At 37.6% G+C, this 22,417-nt stretch carries 17 protein-coding genes and 1 pseudogene; 11 read left to right on the forward strand and 7 right to left on the reverse strand.

What is annotated here, in order from left to right:
- Positions 1-274 precede the first annotated feature (274 nt).
- The 5 genes from crcB to MW688_RS07395 are packed head-to-tail and all read left to right on the forward strand — an operon-like array spanning position 275 to position 6,670.
- On the forward strand, positions 275-652 hold the full coding sequence (gene crcB / locus MW688_RS07375) for a fluoride efflux transporter CrcB (RefSeq protein WP_486735301.1): 378 nt from the start codon (positions 275-277) through the stop codon (positions 650-652).
- A gap of 34 nt (positions 653-686) precedes the next feature.
- Positions 687-3,494 (forward strand): glycerol-3-phosphate acyltransferase, encoded by a 2,808-nt coding sequence (locus tag MW688_RS07380; RefSeq protein WP_486735302.1) that lies wholly within the window; start codon positions 687-689, stop codon positions 3,492-3,494.
- Positions 3,487-5,178: an ArnT family glycosyltransferase gene (locus tag MW688_RS07385; RefSeq protein ID WP_486735303.1), complete on the forward strand. Its 1,692-nt coding sequence runs from the start codon at positions 3,487-3,489 to the stop codon at positions 5,176-5,178. Before MW688_RS07380 ends, MW688_RS07385 begins: the two co-directional genes overlap by 8 nt.
- Positions 5,179-5,217: 39 nt before the next feature.
- On the forward strand, positions 5,218-6,210 hold the full coding sequence (locus tag MW688_RS07390; RefSeq protein WP_486735304.1) for an anti-sigma factor antagonist: 993 nt from the start codon (positions 5,218-5,220) through the stop codon (positions 6,208-6,210).
- Positions 6,197-6,670, forward strand: coding sequence for an ATP-binding protein (locus MW688_RS07395; RefSeq protein WP_486735305.1), 474 nt, complete (start codon positions 6,197-6,199; stop codon positions 6,668-6,670). Before MW688_RS07390 ends, MW688_RS07395 begins: the two co-directional genes overlap by 14 nt.
- 5 nt (positions 6,671-6,675) lie before the next feature.
- Here MW688_RS07395 and MW688_RS07400 read toward each other — a convergent pair whose 3' ends face one another.
- The 4 genes from MW688_RS07400 to MW688_RS07415 form a co-directional block, all read right to left on the reverse strand.
- Positions 6,676-7,275: a Maf family protein gene (locus MW688_RS07400; RefSeq protein ID WP_486735306.1), complete on the reverse strand. Its 600-nt coding sequence runs from the start codon at positions 7,273-7,275 to the stop codon at positions 6,676-6,678.
- Positions 7,276-7,360: 85 nt separating this feature from the next.
- Positions 7,361-9,832, reverse strand: coding sequence for a glycogen/starch/alpha-glucan phosphorylase (locus tag MW688_RS07405; protein WP_486735317.1), 2,472 nt, complete (start codon positions 9,830-9,832; stop codon positions 7,361-7,363).
- Positions 9,833-10,685: 853 nt separating this feature from the next.
- A complete protein-coding gene (locus MW688_RS07410) occupies positions 10,686-11,687 on the reverse strand; it encodes a protochlorophyllide reductase (protein WP_486735307.1) in 1,002 nt (333 codons plus the stop codon).
- 217 nt (positions 11,688-11,904) lie between these two features.
- The gene (locus MW688_RS07415) at positions 11,905-12,156 is read right to left on the reverse strand and encodes a hypothetical protein (RefSeq protein WP_486735308.1); all 252 of its coding nucleotides are present in this window, start codon (positions 12,154-12,156) and stop codon (positions 11,905-11,907) included.
- 364 nt (positions 12,157-12,520) lie between these two features.
- Here MW688_RS07415 and MW688_RS07420 point away from each other — a divergent pair, with 364 nt between their 5' ends.
- Positions 12,521-13,135, forward strand: coding sequence for a DUF3800 domain-containing protein (locus MW688_RS07420; RefSeq protein ID WP_486735309.1), 615 nt, complete (start codon positions 12,521-12,523; stop codon positions 13,133-13,135).
- 369 nt (positions 13,136-13,504) lie between these two features.
- Positions 13,505-13,672: a hypothetical protein gene (locus MW688_RS07425; RefSeq protein ID WP_486735310.1), complete on the forward strand. Its 168-nt coding sequence runs from the start codon at positions 13,505-13,507 to the stop codon at positions 13,670-13,672.
- A gap of 1,128 nt (positions 13,673-14,800) precedes the next feature.
- On the opposite strand, the gene MW688_RS07430 is transcribed toward MW688_RS07425, so the two are convergent.
- From MW688_RS07430 to MW688_RS07440, 3 genes are all read right to left on the reverse strand, one after another.
- Positions 14,801-16,099, reverse strand: a complete 1,299-nt coding sequence (locus MW688_RS07430) for a type I restriction-modification system subunit M (protein ID WP_486735311.1) — start codon at positions 16,097-16,099, stop codon at positions 14,801-14,803.
- Positions 16,100-16,833: 734 nt separating this feature from the next.
- Positions 16,834-17,442: a Uma2 family endonuclease gene (locus MW688_RS07435; RefSeq protein WP_486735312.1), complete on the reverse strand. Its 609-nt coding sequence runs from the start codon at positions 17,440-17,442 to the stop codon at positions 16,834-16,836.
- 39 nt (positions 17,443-17,481) lie between these two features.
- Positions 17,482-18,549 carry an anthranilate phosphoribosyltransferase family protein gene (locus MW688_RS07440; protein ID WP_486735313.1) on the reverse strand — a complete coding sequence of 356 codons (1,068 nt, stop codon included), beginning with the start codon at positions 18,547-18,549 and terminating at the stop codon, positions 17,482-17,484.
- Between the two features lie 411 nt (positions 18,550-18,960).
- Between MW688_RS07440 and pipX the strand changes: the two genes are divergently transcribed.
- The 4 genes and pseudogenes from pipX to MW688_RS07460 all read left to right on the forward strand — a co-directional run.
- A complete protein-coding gene (gene pipX / locus MW688_RS07445) occupies positions 18,961-19,233 on the forward strand; it encodes a transcriptional coactivator PipX (protein WP_486735314.1) in 273 nt (90 codons plus the stop codon).
- Positions 19,230-19,892: a YggS family pyridoxal phosphate-dependent enzyme gene (locus tag MW688_RS07450; RefSeq protein WP_486735315.1), complete on the forward strand. Its 663-nt coding sequence runs from the start codon at positions 19,230-19,232 to the stop codon at positions 19,890-19,892. The genes pipX and MW688_RS07450 overlap by 4 nt, the downstream gene beginning before the upstream one ends.
- A 168-nt stretch (positions 19,893-20,060) precedes the next feature.
- Positions 20,061-21,977, forward strand: a complete 1,917-nt coding sequence (dnaK, locus tag MW688_RS07455; RefSeq protein WP_486735316.1) for a molecular chaperone DnaK — start codon at positions 20,061-20,063, stop codon at positions 21,975-21,977.
- 231 nt (positions 21,978-22,208) lie between these two features.
- A pseudogene (locus MW688_RS07460) lies at positions 22,209-22,355 on the forward strand (cytochrome b/b6 domain-containing protein); the annotation flags it as partial.
- Positions 22,356-22,417: the final 62 nt, after the last annotated feature.

A 22,417-nucleotide genomic window follows, 5' to 3' on the forward strand; every position in this document is an offset into this window, starting at 1 on the left:
GAGGCACGGAGGCAAGAGAGTTAGGTACAACCTCATGAGTCCGAAAAATGCTATAAATAAAGATGCAAGTTCTAAGGTACTACGAACTTGGGAGTGTGGTTGACTCAGACCCTCGCATCTTTACCCAAAGTTACTGGTGGATGAGTAATGAGTCTTGAACTCTTGAAGTCTTAAAGTAATAAGTTTTGAAGTTTTGAAGTTTTGAAGTAATTAGTGTAGAAAATAGCAGATTTTTTTGATAAGATACACTTTAACCAAAAATCACGATCTCTTTATGAAAATCTGGCAATTATTAACAGTGTTTCTTGGCGGAGGACTAGGCAGTCTTGGACGGTACACACTTAGTCTCCTGATTACTAGAAAAATAGAAAGTGTTTTCCCTTGGGGCACATTTACAGTCAATCTTATTGGATGTTTGCTTATCGGTATTCTAGCGGGGATATTAAACAAAAATTCTCTTAATCCTTTTTTCTCCTTACTCTTAATTACTGGTTTTTGTGGTGGTTTTACTACTTTTTCTTCATTTTCTTTAGAAAATAATTTATTAGTCAAAGATTCTGAATATCTCATTTCAGTAGTTTATACTTTAATGAGTATTTTATGGGGATTTTCTTTGACTTTTTTGGGTATTTATTTAGTAAAAAGATTTTAACTTTAACAAGAAAAATTTATTGATTAACCTAAAAATGCAGATATTACTATCTATAATAATTATAAGCAGTAGTTTCTTAATCGGGGCCCTACCCCTAATTAACTGGATTAACTACATATTTACTGGAAAAAATCTCCAGGAAGTAGGTACAGGCAATATATCCGTATCAGCAGCATTTACCCAAAGTGGTACCAAAATAGGAATATTAGCGGTACTATCAGAAGCAGCAAAAGGCATAGCCGTAGTTTTATTAGCAAGGGAGATATTCCCAGAAACAGCAGTATGGCAAATTATCGCGATTATCGCCTTAGTAATCGGTCGCTATACCGTTAGCAGTGGCGCTGGGACAACTAACGCCTTTTGGGGAATGATAACCTATGATGGCATGGCAGCTTTAATTTCTCTAGGGTTAACTACCATAATATTTAGCCTTTGGCGTCAAAGACAAATAGTAAAATATTTAGCCTTAGTAATTATATCCATAGTCATTGCTATACGTCACTGGCAGCAACCAGGTATAGTTATAGCTACTATAGGATTATCCTGTGTCCTAGCAGGAATATATCAAATCATACCCGATGACTTAGCTATAAAACCAAATAACCAATCATCCTTAACTATGTTTCGCTTCCTACGTGGTAAATCTCCAATAATCCCTCTAACTAAACCAAACAACCCTAACCAAGTAGGGGGAAAAGCGGCAAATCTGACTAAATTACACAATTGGGGTTATTCTGTACCCAAAGGATGGATTATACCACCAGAAACAGAACTAACCGATGTCCAAGAATATCTACCACCATTAATTGAATATCCGGTGGTGGTTCGTTCTTCGGCTATAGGAGAAGATTCAGAACTAAGTTCTGCTGCCGGACAATACACTACTATACTCAATGTTACCAGTGCCGAAGCCCTGATACAAGCAATTCAAGATTGTCGTCAAGCCTATAATAACCCTGGCGCTAAAAAGTATCGCCAAGATAGACAACAAGTAGAGGGTAAAATGGCGGTAATTGTGCAAAAACAAATCACCGGACAACTATCTGGAGTAGCCTTTAGTCGGGACCCCTTGACACCAAGCGCCCCAGAAGTCTTAATAGAAGCAGTAGAGGGGAATGCTAATCAAGTTGTATCGGGAAAAATAACTCCAAAATCCTATCGAGTTACTCCACAAGCAAGAGAAACAGTAATCGAAACAGTAGCAGCAATAGCTAGAGAAATCGAAGGCAAATTCCATGGTATACCCCAAGATATTGAATGGACATACGATGGTCAAAAATTGTGGTTACTGCAAACGCGACCAATTACCAATCTACAACCTCTGTGGACTAGAAAAATAGCCGCAGAAGTTATTCCCGGGTTAATTAAGCCTTTAACTTGGTCAATAAATCGGCCTTTGACTTGTGGAGTGTGGGGAGAGATTTTTACTATAGTATTGGGAAATCGCGCTACTGGTTTAGACTTTACCGCCACAGCTACCTTACACCAGGGATTCGCCTATTTTAATGCTACCCTGTTAGGGGATATTTTCCTCCGTATGGGTTTACCACCAGAAAGTTTGGAATTTCTCACCAGAGGCGCAAAAATGAGTAAACCACCTCTACTCTCTACCTTGAGTAATATTCCTGGTTTGTGGCGCCTACTGAAAAGAGAGATAAATTTGCTTAAAGATTGGGAAAAAGACAATCAAGAGATTTTACAAGCAAATCTTACCACCTTAGCTGAAAATAATCTTGAGCGATCGCCTCAAGCAATCATTACTAGAATTGAGACCATTCTACAACTTTTGCAAACAGCAACCTACTATAGTATTCTCGCGCCTTTGAGTTTAGCAATACGTAAAGCCATTCTCAAGGTTGATGATAGTCATCTAGATAATACTGTAACTCCAGAAGTCGCCTCCATGGTATCCCTCTCAAAATTAGCGGCAAAAACAGCTAAATTGCTACCACCCCAAACCAGTAAACAAGAATTATGGCAACAACTGCAACAAACAGATACAGGAAAAGAAATCCTAGAGGAATTTGAAGAGTTATTACTATCTTTTCAATATCTGAGTGAGGCGGCTACTAATATTGCTATACCCCGCTGGGGAGATAATCGGGAAATGGTAAAAGATATTTTCTTTTCTTTGTTTAACAATCCTTTACCGGAGAAATCAAGCAATAACACTCAGCAAAATTTCACCACGAAAATAGTGCAAAAAAGACTCACTCTCAAAGGTGAAGTTACTACCGTTTATTCACAGCTTTTAGCTTATTTACGTTGGAGTTTTCTTGATTTAGCTACAGTTTGGCAAACATCAGGTTTACTTGCCTCTCCAACAGATATCTTTTGGTTAAAGTATCTTGAAATTAAGCAAATTGTGGCTGGGGAAATGACTGAAAGTCTCTCCCCAATCATTGAAAAACGTCAATCAGATTGGCAAACCTTCAAAACTATCACTAATCCCCCCTATGTTGTATATGGGGATAACCCAGAAATAACTAATACCCCTGATAATGCTATAAATACTCAGGGAAAACTTACCGGAATTGGCGCTAGTGTGGGAGAAAAAACCGGATTTATTAAAATCATTGAAAACTTTAGCAATCAACAAGAAATTAATAGTGAGGAAATTTTGGTAGTTCCTTATACAGACTCCGGCTGGAGTCCTTTTTTAGTCCGCGCGGGAGGAATTATCTCTGAGGTGGGAGGACGTTTATCCCATGGTGCTATTATTGCTAGAGAATATGGTATACCCGCTATCATGGATGTGCAAAATGCTACCTCCTTACTCAAAGATGGTCAGCGGGTACGCATAAATGGATATAGTGGGGTCATAGAAATTTTAGATGAGTAAATCTCGGCAGTTTGCTTTGATAACTTCAATCTTTTGGTGTAGCGTTGTTGTTTTTATTGCTTTTATTTTTAACCTAGGCAATACTGGTTTAATTGATGAAACTGAACCTCTGTTTGCAGAAGCGGCACGCATTATGACAGTTACCGGGGATTGGATAACACCTTATTATAATGAGGTTACAAGATTTGATAAACCACCCCTAGTATATTGGGGGATGGCGATCGCCTATAAACTAATTGGGGTAAATGAATGGGCAGTAAGATTACCCTCAGCAGTGGGGGCTATAGCCTTAACTTTTTTTAGCTTTTTTACTGTATCTCATTTTCGTCAAAAGCGACCTTGGATTCTCCCTTTTATCGTTAGTTTTAACCTACAAACCCTGATTTGGGCCCGTACAGGTGTATCAGATATGCTATTGAGTGGTTGTATGGGTTGCGCCTTATTTTGCTTTTTTTGGGGCTATACTCAAGAAAAACGACCACAAAACCTCTGGCAGTTCCCCTCACCTTGGTATTTAGCCTTTTATATCTTACTAGCATTAGCAGTTTTAACTAAAGGTCCCGTGGGAGTAGTTTTACCGGGATTAATTATTCTGGCTTTTTTGATTTACCTGGGAGAGTTTAAAACCGTTATTCAACAAATGGGTATAGTTTGGGGTGGGGTAATTTTCCTAGCCTTGAGTATCCCTTGGTATATTTTAGTTACTATACGCAATGGCCAAGAATACATTGACAGCTTTTTTGGTTATCACAATCTCGAAAGATTTACAAGCGTAGTTAATAAGCACTCAGCTCCCTGGTATTTTTATTTTCTGATTCTTTTGGTACTATTTATCCCCTGGTCTCTCTATTTACCCCAAGCAATAGGTAAAACTCAATTTTGGCGTCGTCACTTTTGGAGGAGACAACCAAGAAAAGAACATTTAGGAATTTTTGCCTTTTTTTGGTTAGTGACAATCTTTTTGTTTTTTAGTATTGCTGTGACTAAATTACCTAGTTACATTTTGCCCTTGATTCCCGCAGCGGCTATTTTAGTAACACTGTATTGGCAAGAAATAAAACCAAATAAGTTTTTATTAATTAGTATTTTAGTTAATATTTTGTTTTTGGTGGTTTTAGCGGTATTCTTTTTTTATAGTCCTCAGGTAATTGGAGAAGATCCCGCCGTAGTGGATTTGCCTGGGAAGATAGCCAACTCCGGTTTACCAGTCAGAGGAGCAATTATTTGGGGAATAACTGCCTTAGTCATCGCTATTGTTGTCTGGAAACAAAAATATTGGCGTTGGATTATTTGGGTTAACTTAGGTGGTTTTTTACTGTGTTTCTTATTTGTGATGACACCAGCAATTTTCTTGATAGACCAAGTACGTCAGTTACCCCTAAGAGAATTAGCAATAATGGCAAGGGAAATTAAACAGCCTCAAGAAGAGATGGTAATGATTGGCTTTGAAAAGCCTAGTTTGGTTTTTTACTCTAAAACTCATATTAACTTCTTTCGAGTAGAAAGTAAGTTTGAAAATTACATAAAAGCATCTTTGAAAGAATCTAATAATAATGATACAGTATTAATGATTGCGCGGCAAAAACGCTTAGAAGAATATGAAATTGCCATAACTTCTGAAAGGGTAATTGCCAAAAAAGGAGTATATTTACTCCTACGTATAGAAAAAAATGAGTTAATCTAAATGTTAGTCCAGAATAAATTATAAAAAGCTCATAAGATCATGAATAGCCATATAAATCCACTAGAGATACAAGTGAATTACTCTAACACAAACAATATCATCGAGTTACCAATACGTTTAACTGTAGTAGAAGCAATAGATTTTAAAAAAACTTGTGATGAAATCTTAGAATCTACTGAAAGTGACACAATTATTCTAGATTGTCAAGAAACTACCTTTATAGATAGTAGTGGGATTGGTGCCTTGGTACATATACTTAAAACCACAAAAATGAAAGATATTAATCTTACTATGACTAATGTTAATTCTTCGGTGCTAGGAATTCTGTCAATTAGTGGCTTAGATCAAATTTTAACCATAAAAAATAAACAAGAAATAGAGGAATTAAATAAAAATCAACAATTACCAGAAACTCATCCATCGGTGCGCTCATGGATTAAACGAGGAATTGATATAATAGGAAGCATAATAGGATTGTTAATAACAGGAATAATTTTTATACCAATCGCGATCGCTATTAAAGCCACTAGTCCAGGTCCAATTTTTTTCAGTCAGATTCGCTGTGGCTGGTTAGGAAAAAAATTTCGGATCTGGAAATTTCGCTCAATGGTTAGCGATGCAGAACAACAAAAATCTCAGCTACTAGGTATCAATGTACTTAACAGTGCTAAAATGTATAAAAACGAGGATGATCCACGTATAACTAAAGTAGGGAAATTTCTTCGGAAAACAAGCCTAGATGAAGTACCCCAATTTTGGAATGTCCTCAAAGGAGAAATGAGTTTAGTAGGAACTAGACCACCAACTCCTGATGAAGTAGAGTTATATGAAGTTCCAGAATGGCAAAGACTGAATGTGAAACCAGGGATGACAGGAGAATGGCAGGTAAAAGGACGTTCAAAAATACGCACTTTTGAAGAAGTAATCGAGTTAGACTTGAATTACCAACGTAACTGGAGTCTTAAGTATGACTTCCAGTTGATTTTACAAACAGTGATCATTTTATTTAATAAGAATAGTGGCGCATACTAGACAAAAAAAAATTATATATAAAGGGAAAGAGCCTGTAATCAAACAGTGGCAGCTTCTATTAACTACTGAATTAACTCAAACCAGTAATGTTCTCCAGTGGCTAGAGAATACCATACAGTCTCTAATTCCGGCAAAAATTTACTGGCAATGTCAGGTAATAGCTGTAGAAGCTTTCACTAATGTAGTTCGCCATGCCCATAAAGAGTTACCTGTCACAACCCCGATAGAAATAAAAATCAATCTTTATCATCACTATATAGAGATTATGACATTGGATTGGGGGAAACCTTTTGATTTAAACAAATATCTAGAAAACGAGAAAAAAACTAGACATTCACTAGAAAAAGAAGAAGGACGGGGACTATACTTTATCTATAAACTCTCCGATGAATTAGATTATCAAGGTTTAGATTCCCAGCAAAATTGCCTAATTGCCCGGAAATTAATCTCTGATTGCTGAGTAGTTTAAGTTATTCTCCAAAAACTACTAATTTCATAACCGAGTTGAGAAAGCATCTGTCTTAACAAAGGTAAACTTAAACCAATAATGTTACTATGACATCCTTCAATTCTGTCTACGAGTAAACCACCTTTTCCCTCTAAGGCAAAAGAACCAGCACAATTAAGTGGTTCTCCAGAATTAACATAAGCTTCAATAGTGCGATAGTTGACATCAGCAAAATAGACTTGAGTAACACCACAATCAATTAACTCGCGATTTTGAGTTAAATCTATTAAAGCATGACCAGTGTAGAGAGTACCCTGGTTACCCCGCATTTTTTGCCAACGGGCGATCGCTTCTGGAACATCTTTGGGTTTGCCATAAATTTGTCCATCGAGAAATAAAACAGAATCACATCCTAAAATTAAAGCATTCTTGAATTGCTTGGCCACCACTTGTGCTTTACTCAAAGCGAGAGTTTCTACTAATTTAATAGGATGAGAAATTTGTACTTGAGATTCATCAAAATTACTCTTATAGATAATGGGTTCAATGCCTGCGGTTAATAGTAATTTACGACGGGCAACAGAAGCTGAAGCTAAAACAAATTGAGGAACATTCATGATCAAAATTTTTAGAGTCAAAAATCAAAAGCAAAAAAACAGTCCAGCTTAAATAAAACTGGACTGCTATTAATACCATTAAAAACTAGCTGAGGCCAGCGTTATTTTGGTCATATTCAGGTAGAGTGATTTTAGTTGGTTTAACCTTCCAAATCTCTTTTGCATATTCGTGAATAGTGCGATCTGAAGAGAATTTACCCATGCGGGCACTGTTAATAATAGACATTTTAGTCCATTGTTCCTGATCTAAATAAGCTGTACTAACTCGGTCTTGACAATCCACATAAGCTTGGTAGTCAGCTAACAGCATCCATTGGTCTTGATGAAGTAAAGATGAGATAATCGGCTCAAATAGATTGCGATCTCCCTTAGAGAAATCTCCTGCCGAGAGGCGGTCTATCACTTCCTTGAGTTCCGAGTTTTCACGATAATATTTACCCGGATCATAACCTTCGCCCTTCATTTTATACACTTCTTCTGCTGTCAATCCGAATAAAAAGAAGTTTTCTGCACCTACTTCCTCACGGATTTCAATATTAGCGCCATCGAGGGTACCAATAGTTAGAGAACCATTCATGGCAAATTTCATATTTCCAGTCCCAGAGGCTTCTTTACCTGCGGTAGAAATCTGTTCTGACAGTTCGGCAGCAGGGTAGATTCGTTCAGCGATGGAAACATTAAAGTTAGGTAAGAAAACTACCTTCAAACGTCCTTTGACATCAGGATCTTTATTGACTACTTCTGCTACAGAATTAATCAATTTGATGATTAATTTAGCCATAAAGTAACCTGGCGCCGCTTTACCGCTAAAGATAAAGGTACGAGGCACAATCTCTAAATTGGGATTAGCTTTAATGCGGTTATAGAGAGTGATAATGTTCAATACCGCTAAATGTTGGCGTTTATATTCGTGAATCCGTTTGACTTGGACATCAAACATAGAATTGAGATTAACCTCAATATCTGTATATTTGAGTATTTGTCTGGCTAGAGAACGTTTGTTATCTAGTTTAATTTCCCGCCAGCGTTTGCGGAATTCTGCATCCTCTGCATATTTTTCAATACCCCGTAACTGGTCTAAGTCTTTTGACCAACCTTCACCGACTTTTTCTGTAAACAGTTCAGATAATTCTGGATTAGAGAGAAGAATCCAGCGGCGAGGAGTCACACCATTGGTTTTGTTATAGAATTTCTCTGGCCACAGTTTCGCGAAATCCCGCAGAGTGTCTTTTTTGAGTAATTCTGTGTGCAATGCTGCTACCCCGTTGATGCAGCTACTACCTACACAGGCTAAATTGGCCATACGTACTTTTTTCTCACCAGTTTCTTCTATCAAAGAAAGTCCGGCAACTAATTCTGGTTCATCAGGGAACCAGGCGCGTACATCTTCTAGGAATAGGTGATTGATGTGATAAATAATCTCTAAGTGTCTTGGTAACAACTTACTAAATAAATCTACTGACCACCGTTCTAATGCTTCTGGCATCAGAGTATGATTAGTATAAGCAAAGGTTTTTTGAGTAATTGACCAAGCTTTCCCCCATTCATAACCGTGTTCATCAATGAGTAGTCGCATCATTTCTGCAATTGATACAGCCGGATGAGTGTCATTGAGTTGAACGGCGAATCGGTCACTAAAGTTATCGAGATTGGGATTTTTCCGCAAATGGGTGCGAATTAAGTCTTGGAGAGAGGCGGAAACGAAGAAGTATTGCTGGGCTAGACGTAGTTCTCTTCCTGCTGGAGTATTATCATTAGGATAGAGTACTTTTGAGATGGTTTCAGCGTTAATTTTTTCCGCAACTGCTTGGTCATAGTATCCAGCGCTAAAAGCTTGGAAGTTAAAGGCTTCTGATGCTTCTGCTTTCCACAGACGTAGAGGGTTAACTGTATTAGTTTTATATCCTGGTACAGGAGTATCATGGGGTACAGCTACCACTAGACGGTTAGGAATCCAAGCAACTTTTTGTTTGCCTTGTTTGTCGTGATAAACTTCGGTATGGCCTCCGAGTTTGATTTCTACGCTTTCGTCAGGTCGAGCAATTTCCCACGGGTTGCCGGATCTTAGCCAGTTATCGGGTATTTCTACTTGCCAACCATCTTTGATCATTTGGTAAAAGATTCCAAATTCATAGCGAATCCCATAGCCAATGGCTGGATATTCTAGAGTGGCTAATGAATCGAGAAAACAGGCGGCTAAACGTCCTAAACCGCCATTCCCTAGGCCGGGATCTGGTTCTTGTTCTAGTAAGTCTTCTAACTCGAAGCTTAGTTGTGATTTATCTACAACTTCCTTCATTTTGTCATATAAGCCCAGATTGACTAGGTTATTACCTAAGTGTCTCCCCATCAAAAATTCTGCTGATAGGTAGCAGACTACTTTAACATTTTCTTGTTGATAGGTACGAACACTACGGATAAAACGATGTAATAATCTATCTCTGACTGTATAAGATAAAGCCATGTAGTAATCGTAAGCTGTGGCTACGCTTTTATCAGTTCCTTGGATATAAAATAGATTATCGGCAAAGGCACGACTGAGTGTTTCTAAACTCATGCCTGTGCGATCGTCTTCTACCCTAATATTTGGTTGGTAATCTTTATTTTGAGTCACTAGTTAATTTTCTCCTCTGGTTTTCCTTTGAAAGCCTGAACAATTAAGTTATACTATTCTGCTTAGGTTTTTCTGTTACCCAACTATCTATTTTGCCAATTTTCATTTGGTTTTTTCTGATAGTTATTCTTGAATCTGAAAATATTACATTATTCTTCTCTTGATGTTTAAAACAGACTTCTAATTATTGCTGGTTTAACAATTTGAGACTTTGTTCTACTATATAGACAATCAGGGCCAACCCGCTATCTATTTATTTTATCTAAAGATTTTCCTAATTTTTCCCATTTTTTGTACTGCTTTGAGCGGCGTTGGGATCAATCCTCTTTCGTATAATTATGACAATAGTTTTTATGCTTCAGCGTTGTTAGCTTATTTACAGGATGAACCAGGCGGTAATGAGGTAGACTTAGATCTTGCACCAGTACTATTGTATTAACTAATCCTTATTCAAAATTGATTTTTTAATTAAACTCACTTATTCAAATAGAACAAAAGTACTATTCTATCTGGTCAAAATTTATTTATTTGATGGCTCAATAGATTTTCATAACTAAAAATTAAGTATTTATACTTAAAAAATCATTCTACATTCTTAATTCGCGCATTCTACATTACCCCTACACCAGCAACTTTTGGCAAAGATGCAAGATCTGAGTAGATAGGGTTGTCTTTAGGCGCTCGCTCCTCAACACGCGATCGCCCAAAGACAACCCTCAATCTTTCTGTGGATATACAGGTGATTCGCTAACCAGTTAGGATCTCCCGATTTTATGGTCTTTTACTCAACCAAAGGTTAATTTGATGATACACTTGCCGGGTATTTGACACTTGCTTCTATTCCTACAAGTTTCGCGCTCAAATCCCATAATTTTTCTGCTTTGGCATCATCACTCGCCTCATCAGAAACTTCTTGGATGTAGGCTTCGCGATCTTTTTTCTGACGATTTCCCCAACTCCAGTAAACCCCTGATTTCTCGTATTTACTCTCACTTACTACTTCTGCTACCCTCTCTCCTGCTAACTCTTCTGATACAAAACCTTTGGTCACATATTTTTGGAAGATTGGGAATAAAAACTGGAACAGACGATAGTGATCCCGGAATAAGGCTGTTGTGGCTACACAACCTGGATATAGGGAACTAAAAATAATTCCTGTTTCCTCGTGATAGCGTTTGTGTAACTCTCTCATCATTAGTATATTACATACTTTACTATCTTTATAGGCTTTTACTGGTTCAAACTTTTTGCCATCAATCATCGACTGTGGTTCAGTAAAACCTAATTCCATTCCTTGGAGGTCTCCTAAATCTGGACGTGGGGGAACTTTTCCTCCCAATTCATTGGGATTGTGGGTTACTGTGCCTAATACTACCATTCTCGGATGAGGATTTGGTGATTTTTTCAAATCTTCTAAGAGTAGATTACACAGCAGAAAATGTCCTAGGTGATTTGTGGCTACACTTAGTTCATAACCGTTAAAGTTACGCAAAGGTTCTTTAAGCAGCGGCATGTATATAGCTGCATTACAAATTACTGCATCAAGAGTTCTACCTGTGGCGCGGAAGTGATTAACAAATTGTTTGACACTATCAAAAGATGCTAAATCCAGATGAATAATTGTATAGTGTTCTGGTGATATCCCTACAGATTTAGCGGCCATTTCTGTCTTGAGAAAATTACGACAGGCCATAATTACATGCCATTTACCTGTTGCTGCTAAGGCTTTAGCTGCGTATAAACCGACACCAGAAGAGGCGCCTGTAATGATTACTGTTGATTTTTGAGATTGTTCCATATTTTAAAAAAGGGTATGTTCAAAAATGATGATGATATGTCAAGTAATTTTTTTTACCGCCCTGTAAGCATTTTGAAAAACTTAGACAAATTCAGAGATATTTCTGAATTTTGTACAATTAAACACTGACAGCAAATTCTTGTTTGACTTTTTTTAATGTGTTTTTAGATTCGATGCTTGTACTATGACTTGAAGGTATTGTCTAGACCAAAAAAGTTCAATCTAATCTTTGACGAGAAATTAGTTTTTCTAATTGTGCTTGAGTTTCTCTAATTAATTGTTGGCGACTATCGTTATTTTGTTTTACTGTATTTTGTTTTAATGTATTTTCTGGAAGAGTAGGTTTTGGTTGGAGAGGAGGAACTAAGTTACGAGCGTGTAGGGTCATGTGTACTTGTAACTCAGCGACATATTCACTGATTTCTTGTCCCATTAAGGTAGGGTCATTTGCTGCCAATTCTTGATTCATTGTTTCCTCCTATTTGTCAAATCATGTTTAATTTACTCAATTAGAATCAAGATAACATTTTATCCCCATGACTAGAGTCTAATCCCGGCAAACTTTCAATATTTCTCAACATATCTCAGCCAAAAGCTTTACAAAACTTTACTTTCTCTTGAGAGTGTAGCGAGAAGAGCTTAGCCGTTAGTTAAGTTTATAAAGCCCACCTTGGTAAACTTAGAAAAGCTCGCACCAGAACAAAGGTAAAATGCTTTGGCAACCTTCCAAAGAATTTACGAAAAACAAGGAATTGATGCAAAGAGCAAATATTGTAATAATAGATTAGTTTATTTTGAAGGCAGCGAGATCGCTCGCTTGAACCTATTTTTTAATGACTACAAGACTAAATAAGAAAATTCTTTGTTTTATCGATGAACATGGTACAGCAGGAAAAGATGATTTATTTTTTGGGGCAGTAATCTGCTATGCTCATAAAGCAGGAGCAATTGATAAGTGTTTAAGCGATCGCCTAGAACCTAGCGCCAACGAAATACACTCCACAGACTTAAAGGATGAGTATATAAAAACACTTATGGAGAGGTTTTATTACTATGCGCCACAAGACCATCTAGTACTTCTTAATAAAAAAGTAACAGGTAAACAACAAAATCCCTCTATTTTATATGCACAGGGACTTATAGAAACTGTTAAAGCAGGTATAAAGATTTTTGGTAATGAAGTTTTAAAAAGTAAACAGGTTAATAATATCCAGGTTTTAATTGACGATAGCGCTTTATGTCAAAATACAGAATTTGACCGAGTAGTTTCTAATGCTCAAAAAGAAGGTGGAACATTTAGAGGTGTGACTTCAGTAGTAAAACTAGACTCGGCAGCTTCTAGATTGCTTCAACTGGCTGACTTAGTAGCCTATGTCCGCAAATACAACACTACTAACCAGCTCAAAGCCTTTGAGATTCGTAGAAAATATGGGGTAGTAATTCAATAGTTCCTTACTAGGATGCAAAATTAGAAAGTGGCATCCAGTAAGATGGTGTGACCGTCAACCGGGAATTTTATTCGCCGGGTAATCACAGTGTTCAACAAGAGCGCGTCTTGTTAAATCACTTTACGTACTGTTCTATACAATCAAGACAACCTACAATCGAATTAAGTCACCTTTAATATGTATACAATAAGGATAACTCACCATCAAGTTGTTGTCAAGAAGAAACTACTCCGCAAAAAGTCGGTAAACACTCCATGAAGATTAATCTTTAAATATGACATAGCGTTTCAAAAGACTCATGAGGTACATAAAATACCTGCCTCGGTGCCTCAACACGATAACCCTTCTCACCAGTATGAGAATTGCTATATGAAAACCCGTCATCAACAAACTGTAAACAATATCTTCAATAATCCAGATAACTATCTGATTCTAGATACAGAAACCACCGGACTTGATGCCCCAGAAATCATAGAACTAGCGATCGCCAATATCAATAAAGAGTTAGTTTTTACCACCACTACTAAACAAGACTAATAGGGCAAAACAAGACGTGTTAAAGATTGTTGACTTATTGGTGGAGATGGCCAAAATAGAAGGTTCGTGCAACCAGGGGCAGCCAAAGCCTGAAAGCTTTATCCATTAATCGTTTTAACCTTTTGCTTTTTTGATTCAATTTCAATTTGTTGTATATGATAGTTAAACGAAAGAATAGGGTTTTCGGGTTATTTTTCTGAGCCTTTTTTAGCTCATTGGTCGATATTGCACGAACCTTATATTTAGGCCGACACCTCAGCACCCGTGTCCTCTACTTTGAAAAGTTTGGTGATCATCCTAAAACTTTATCCCGTTGGGCAGAAGAAGGTAGACTCAGACTCTCGCACCTTTGCGAAAAGTTACTTGTGGTGGTTAAGTACAGACAAAACGGACAAAAACTCTTACAATTGAATCGTTTTCAATGATACTGAGTGTAGTAATGTTGTCCATCAGGAAAAACTACTACAGTAGCATAGCGCCAATCACGCGATGTGCAACTATTACAACTAACTCTTTCTAACGATAAATAATATGGTCCGCTGCTATCAGCCCTAAAGTAAGTAAGTAAAGTACTCGATCTATCATCTATCGACGTATGACATCTGATGTCAGTACCTCTTCTTAATTTTATTCTGGTGTGTGAAGGTAGTGTTCTTAGATTGTTTGTATCCCAACCAATTTCACAGCTTGTCTGTTCATTTTTTGGTACTAAAGTCAAATATACATATTGTGAATTGGTATTCATAGGGCCTGTATGTGAGTCCATATTACCTGGTGGTGTAGTAGGATCTATATCACGGAATGTTCTGCGCATGCCTCCATTCCTGTTGGTGGGATCTAGATCACTCAACCCCCAGCCCGCTTTTGATGGCTCAATTTCGAAAATTAAACTTGAAATTACAATGGTCAAGAGAGAAAGAGTCTTTAAGGAAATTTTCATCGCAATTACCTCCAATTTATTTTTTAGAAATAATTCTCTTTCTTTAAGATTAACTCAATGTCAGTGTGATTGAACGGTGATGTAATCTTATTTAAGATTAAGATAAGTATATTTACTTATCTTAATCTGTTGTTACAAAAGTGTCTGGCTTTTAGGCGTAAAAGCAGTCTAAGCGTATTTTGAAAGTGTCAGGAATGAGAACAAGTTTTTTGTTTGTCCCGAGAGTTCTGGTATACTAAACTCAAATACTGATTTCCCCCTAACTTTCTAGCATCAATAAATAGGGTCTGTTTTTGTCTATTTCTAAACCTCCCATTTCGTTTATTCCTAGTTAAAAACCATAAACAGGCGGGTATTTGTGTATTGTAAAATAATTGTCCTGGTAAAGCCACCATACAATCTACTAAGTCAGCTTCAATTAAGGCTTTGCGTATATCTCCTTCACCAACATTATTAGAACTCATGGCGCCATTGGCTAGGACAAAACCTGCTAAACCATTAGGGGCTAAATGATGAATTATATGTTGTATCCAAGCATAGTTAGCGTTACCTTTGGGGGGTACTCCATATCGCCACCGGATATCTTCTGTTAAACGGTCTCCTCCCCAATCGCTCATATTAAAAGGAGGATTAGCCAATATATAGTCGGCTTTTAAGTCTTTGTGTTGATTATTATGGAAAGTATCTCCGTTTGTTTTGCCTAGATTGCCTTCAATGCCTCTAATGGCTAGATTCATTTTACACAGCTTCCAGGTGGTGGGGTTGGATTCTTGCCCATATATGGATATATCCCCGATTCTCCCTCCATGGGCTAGAACAAAGGACTCTGACATTACAAACATGCCACCAGAGCCACAGCAGGGGTCATATACTCTTCCCTTAAAAGGTTCTAACATTTGTACTAGTAACTCTACTACACACCGAGGAGTATAAAATTGTCCGCCTTTTTTACCTTCGGCGCTGGCAAACTCTCCTAAGAAGTATTCGTAAACTCTGCCTAAGATATCCTGTGATTTGCTTTCGGCTGTACCTAGTCCAATTGTACTAATAAGGTCTATTAATTCCCCTAGTAGGCGCTTATCTAAAGATGGTTTACTGTATTCTTTGGGTAAAACTCCTTTTAATGAGGGGTTTTCTTTTTCGATGGTCTCCATGGCTTCATCTACCCGTTTTCCTATTTCTGGACTTTTGGCTAATCCTTGTAATTTTGACCATCTGGCATTTGGTGGTACCCAAAAGATATTTTCTGCGGTGTATTCTGTTTTATCTTCTGGGTCTGCACCTTCATCTTCTCCTTTTTTGAGTATTTGATACATCTCTTCAAAGGCATCAGATATATATTTAAGGAAGATTAACCCTAAGACTACGTGCTTATATTCGGCTGCATCTAAATGTCCCCTTAGTTTATCGGCAGCTTCCCACAGCTTTTGTTCAAAGCCTAGTTTTGCACCATTGTTATTTTTGTTGTTGGTTTTCCTTTTTGCCACCTGGAAGCTCCACTTTTACCCCTACTTATTTACTACAGGTTTTTGTCTGTTCTGAGATTTTACCAAATTACGCCTATATCTCCTAGGTTTTAGGGAAATCTTTATATATTACTTAACCACCAGGGGAGCAGGGGAGAGGGCAGGGCTGTTTTGTTCTTGACAAAGAAAATGGTGAGGAGAAGGTGGGAGCACCGGAGCAGGGAGCAGGGAGAGGGGGAGAAATTTTAAGTAAAATTACTGAATTTGCTGATTAAATGTATATTGCTATACATTATTTTATTAAACTAAAGGATATTCGGTCGTCTCATAAACTTATGGTGCGTTACACTTCGTTAACACACCCTACAAACTGTTTTGTTCTTGACAAAGAAAATGGTGAGGAGAAGGTGGGAGCACCGGAGCACGGGAGCAGGGAGAGGGGGAGAAATTTTAAGTAAAATTACTGAATTTGCTGATTAAATGTATATTGCTATACATTATTTTATTAAACTAAAGGATATTCGGTCGTCTCATAAACTTATGGTGCGTTACACTTCGTTAACACACCCTACAAACTCCTTCAGGAATCATTATTGTTGAATAGAGTTCTTTTATAGCAAGCTCGCAAATAGATGTTTACAGTTATGATGAAAAGCCCCCCTTAATAAGGGGGGTTTGGGGGGATCTAGTCGGGATATTTAGATCCCCCCTAGCCCCCCTTGAAAAAGGGGGGAAAAGAGCTTTATTTTGATATCTTAATACCAGATCCTGCTTAAATTTAAGACAAATCCAGGGAGCAAATCTTCCCCTTTTAGTTCAATGGGTTTATCTAATCTTTCTACTCTTTTTTGGGGACGATAAATCTCCACTTGATGATTCATCGGATCGATAAGCCAACCTAGTTGAGTGCCATTGACGATGTATTCCTGCATTTTGTTCTGTAGTTTAGACAGGCTATCGGATGGGGAACGCAATTCGATGACAAAATCGGGGCAAAGGGGGATAAAACCTCTACGTTGTTCAGTAGTTAAGGATTCCCAACGTTCTCGACGCAGCCAGGAGGCATCAGGGGAGCGATTAGCACCATTAGGAAGGATAAAACCAGTAGAGGAGTCAAAAGCTTCTCCTAGAGCTTCATTTTCCTCTACCCAGTTACCTAATTGAGTACTAATTTTAAGATTTCGTTTACCTGATTCACCTCCGGTGGGGGGATTCACTATTAATTCTCCTTCAGCAGTGCTTTCTAATCTTAAATCACGGTTGACTCTGGCAAGGGCCTCAAACTGTTGTTGACTGACTTTGAGATTAATCGCCTCTGGTATTACCAGGTACAGGGTTTCTGATTGGCTTGGAGTTTTTATCATCGTTAATTTTTTCAGGTAAATGAGTAGATTTTGCTGCGACTAAAACTTGCCCTTATGACTACTGAGGTTTAAAGAAGTAAATATTTGTTGATATTTATTCGCCACCTGTCCACTGGTAAGTAAATTATCAGCCTTATCAATTCCCCTAGCTAAATCTGGAGAAACACCACAACGCCAAAGATAAAAACCACCATTCCAAATAGCGCTTGAATGTAATTCTCCTTTTTTTCCGGCAATAACCGTTTTTAACTGGTTAATTAGTTCAGTTTCAGAATTTAGAGAAACCTCTGGTTGATATAAATCATATTCTCTCGGGGAAAGTTTTAAATAACTAAAATCTGCATTAGGTTGTTTAACTCCGACAATATTAGTTTGAGAGAGACGTAAATCACAACTACCTTCTAAACCTTTGACCAAAAGATAGTTATCTTGCTGATGAATGGCTAAAGCTTCCTTAATCATATTCTCTGTAGGCGGATGCACATAACCAATAACCTGCATTTGTTTGCCTAGATAAGGAGACCAAATTAGTTCTAGAGTAGCTAAGGGGGGACGTTTACCAATTTCTTCGCGATATGATACTAACCCTTGGGCTGAGACAAAATGTTTTTTAGTATAAACGAAGGTAAAATCATTTACTTCTAGGAGATTGTGAGCTTGAGTTAGGGATAATTGAGTAAAGTCTAAACCCAATCCTTGCCAAATACTGATTAAAGGTAAACCATATTTAGTGGGCATGGTTTCGCCACCATGGGTTAAAGTAGGTATACCAGCAGATGCTAAAATTAGGGCTGTAACTGGGGTAATTGGTGCAGTACGAGTTCTCCCATCGTAGGGTACACCTAATACAGTCACAGGGGGTTTGGTATCGGCTAAGGCTGCTAGTTTTGGTCCTAACTGTTGATAAGTATCCAGCATACCTGCTAATTCTATACCTGTAGGACGTTTGATCCGATGAGCAATTAAAAAAGCCCCAATTTGAGCAGGAGTAGCTGATTGAGTTAACATCATCTCCATCGCTTTTGCTGCTTCTGCTTGGGTTAAATCTTTGTGAGTATGTTGACCACTACCCACTTTTTTAAGTAACTCTCTAAACTCTACGCTCATCTTGATTTCATTCCTTTTGTTTAGTATTTTAATTTTAATCTTTATCTTTAGGCGATCGCACAATCTTCACTGGATATCTACCTCAAATCTTGCACCAGAACTTATGTACTTTCATTAGCTAAGGAAAAAACTTATTTATTCGGTGGATAAAGGGGATTTATCTCTCTCTAAACTAAGTATAAATACTTAAAAATAATTCTCCATTCTACATTCTATATTCTAAATTTCATTCTCTTCTCTCTTTTAGTATATTAGTACTAATTTAGTATTTAAAAAAGTTTATTAATTATGTGTAAAAATATGTTATTCTAAGTTGCACATTAGGATAAAAAATTCAAACAATCTTAGTTTATCTCAAAATTGAGAATAAAAATTAAGTTATGATAATTAATAAGAATATTTAAACTATCAATGCCGAATGAAATTTATCTCAATCATCCCAACTTTGGTTTACTCTATCGAGTATGTAACTTGAATGAAAATCGAGAGTTATTTACTACTCTATATGCACAACGTCTGTTTTTTTTGGTAACAATTAATACACAAGCCATCAACTTTGAGCCAGTAACTCGTTCCCAAGCCCGTTTACTAGTAGATAGACGTTTAAGAGAGTTGCGCACGGCAGGGGGAGAACAGCAAGAATATGAAAAACTGCAAGCAATATATAAAAAGACCTTTTCATGAGTTCAATTTCTACTAGAATTAAACAGATACAGAGTGAAATTCCTGGAAATGTGCGTTTAGTGGCGATTAGTAAACAAACAGACGCTAGAGGAATAGAAGAAGCTTACAATGCAGGCATCAGAGATTTTGGCGAAAACCGTCTGCAAGACGCTTTAGTAAAACAAGAAAAACTAAAACATTTAAAAGATATTACCTGGCACTTTATCGGTCATTTACAAAGCCGAAAAGCAAAACAAGTACTTTTAGCATTTAAGTGGATTCATTCTATAGATAGCGTTAAACTAACGGAAAAATTAAATAAATTGGCTGAAGAATTATCTGTATCTCCTCAAGTTTTTCTTCAAGTTAAAATGTTACCGGATCCCAACAAGTATGGTTGGAGTCCTGAAGAACTAATAGCAGATCTAAGTATAATTAATCAGTATAAAAATTTACAAATCAAAGGATTAATGACCATATTGCCCTTAGGGTTATCAGAATTAGAAAAAAGAGAAGCCTTTGAATCAACTAAAAAATTAGCTTCACAGATTAATCAAGAAAATTGGGACCACCTAAACTTGTCAGAACTATCTATGGGGATGTCAGGAGACTATCAAGAAGCAATTAAGGCGGGAGCAACCATGGTAAGGATAGGAAGCCTAATTTTTGCCAATATTTAGGAAAATATAGGTAAAAATCGGCAACCGTCCTAAAAGGTTCGGAAAACTACACTACCAAGTCAATCCAGACTACCCTCACTATATAGATATAGAAGATAAAAAGCAATGTTAAAAAATTGCGATTGAGATCATAAACATAGTTATTAGTAACTTGGAGAAACAATTAATATGGGAAAAGTCGTAGGTATAGATTTAGGAACAACCAACTCTTGCGTAGCAGTTATGGAAGGTGGTAAACCCACAGTAATTGCTAATGCAGAGGGGTTCCGCACTACTCCTTCGGTGGTAGCTTATGCTAAAAATGATGATTTACTTGTGGGCCAAATTGCCAAGCGTCAAGCAGTAATGAACCCAGAAAACACTTTTTATTCTGTAAAACGCTTTATTGGTCGTAAATACAACGAAGTAACTAACGAAACAACAGAAGTATCATACAAAGTCTTAAAAGATGGTAATAGCAACGTTAAGATAGATTGCCCAGGAAAAGGTAAACAGTTTGCACCAGAAGAAATATCAGCCCAAGTACTTCGCAAACTTATAGAAGATGCTAGTGCCCACTTAGGCCAAACAGTTACCCAAGCGGTAATTACAGTTCCTGCTTATTTTAATGACTCCCAACGTCAAGCCACTAAAGACGCAGGTAAAATAGCTGGAGTCGAAGTACTGAGAATTATCAACGAACCTACAGCAGCTTCCTTAGCCTACGGTTTAGATAAAAAAAGTAATGAGACTATCTTAGTATTTGACTTAGGGGGCGGTACTTTTGACGTTTCCATTCTAGAAGTAGGAGATGGAGTCTTTGAAGTACTAGCAACTTCTGGAGATACTCACCTAGGTGGTGATGACTTCGATAAGAAAATAGTAGATTATCTAGCCCAAGAATTCCAAAAAGTAGAAGGAATAGAATTACGTAAAGATAAACAGGCTTTACAACGTCTAACTGAAGCGGCAGAAAAAGCGAAAATAGAACTATCTAGCGTAACTCAAGCAGATATTAACCTACCCTTTATCACAGCCACTCAAGAAGGACCTAAACACCTAGATCAAACTTTGACTAGAGCCAAATTTGAAGAAATTTGCTCTGATTTAATTGACCGCTGTCGTCTACCAGTAGAAAATGCCATCAAAGACGCTAAAATTAGCAATAGTGATATTGATGAAGTGGTATTAGTGGGTGGTTCTACCAGAATTCCTGCCATTAAAGAATTAGTTAAGCGCGTCCTCAACAAAGAACCTAACCAAAGTGTGAACCCTGATGAAGTGGTAGCAGTAGGAGCAGCTATTCAAGCAGGTGTACTAGCAGGAGAAGTTAAAGATATTCTGCTTCTAGACGTAACACCTCTATCTCTGGGTGTAGAAACCTACGGTGGGGTAATGACACCAATTATTCCTCGTAACACTACTATTCCAACTAAGAAATCAGAAGTATTCTCTACAGCAGCAGATGGTCAAACCAATGTAGAAATTAAAGTTCTACAGGGTGAAAGATCCATGGCGAATGATAACAAGAGTTTAGGGACTTTCCGCTTAGATGGTATTCCTGCCGCCCCTCGTGGTGTACCTCAAATTGAAGTTACTTTTGATATCGATGCTAACGGTATTTTAAATGTAACAGCAAAAGATAAAGGAACAGGAAAAGAACAGTCAATCAGTATTACAGGCGCCTCCACCCTACCTAGTGATGAAGTAGATCGCATGGTAAAAGAAGCCGAAGCTAACGCGACAGCAGATAAAGAGCGTCGTGAGAAAATTGATCGCAAAAATCAAGCAGATTCTCTCGTCTATCAAGCAGAAAAACAACTCGAAGAACTCGGTGATAAAGTACCATCAGAGGATAAAACTAAGGCAGAAGGTTTAATCAAAGACCTCAAAGAAGCGATCGCCAAAGAAGATGATGATAAAATCGAAACTCTTCTTCCTGAATTACAACAAGCTCTCTACACCATTGGTAGCAATATTTACCAGCAAGCTGGTGCAGAAGCAGGTGATGGGGGAGATGGTAATGGTGATGGTAGTACTAGTACTAATGGCACAGCTAACGATGGCGATGATGTCATCGATGCTGAATTCTCTGAACCTAAATAGAGAAGATTCCTCCGAAAGAATATTAACAACAACAACGTTTTTAAGCGCCTCTAGGGGGCGCTTTTTTTCTATTAATTCAATATATAGCAGTGACCGCAGTGGTGTTAACAACATTTATCACTAATGATCCCCCCACCCCCCCTTACCAAGGGGGGCTTTTCATCATTTTTGTCAACATCTATTGGATCATTACTATAATTAGATTAAAAAATTAAATTCTAGCTATCTCTGATGAAAGTTTCTCGTCCTTACCAACCTTTAATTCTAAGAACTTTACATGGGTTAAATGGTATATTTGTCATACTAGCTATTATTACTGCTTTTTGGACTTATGATACCTATGATGGTAGGTGGGGAAGAATTCCTTTACCGCAATACGAAGCGAGTCAACTTCTGCGGGCTGAAGCCGCGCAGCTTGGACGACCCAACGTCTGACTAAG

Source organism: Johannesbaptistia floridana (genome assembly GCF_057440575.1).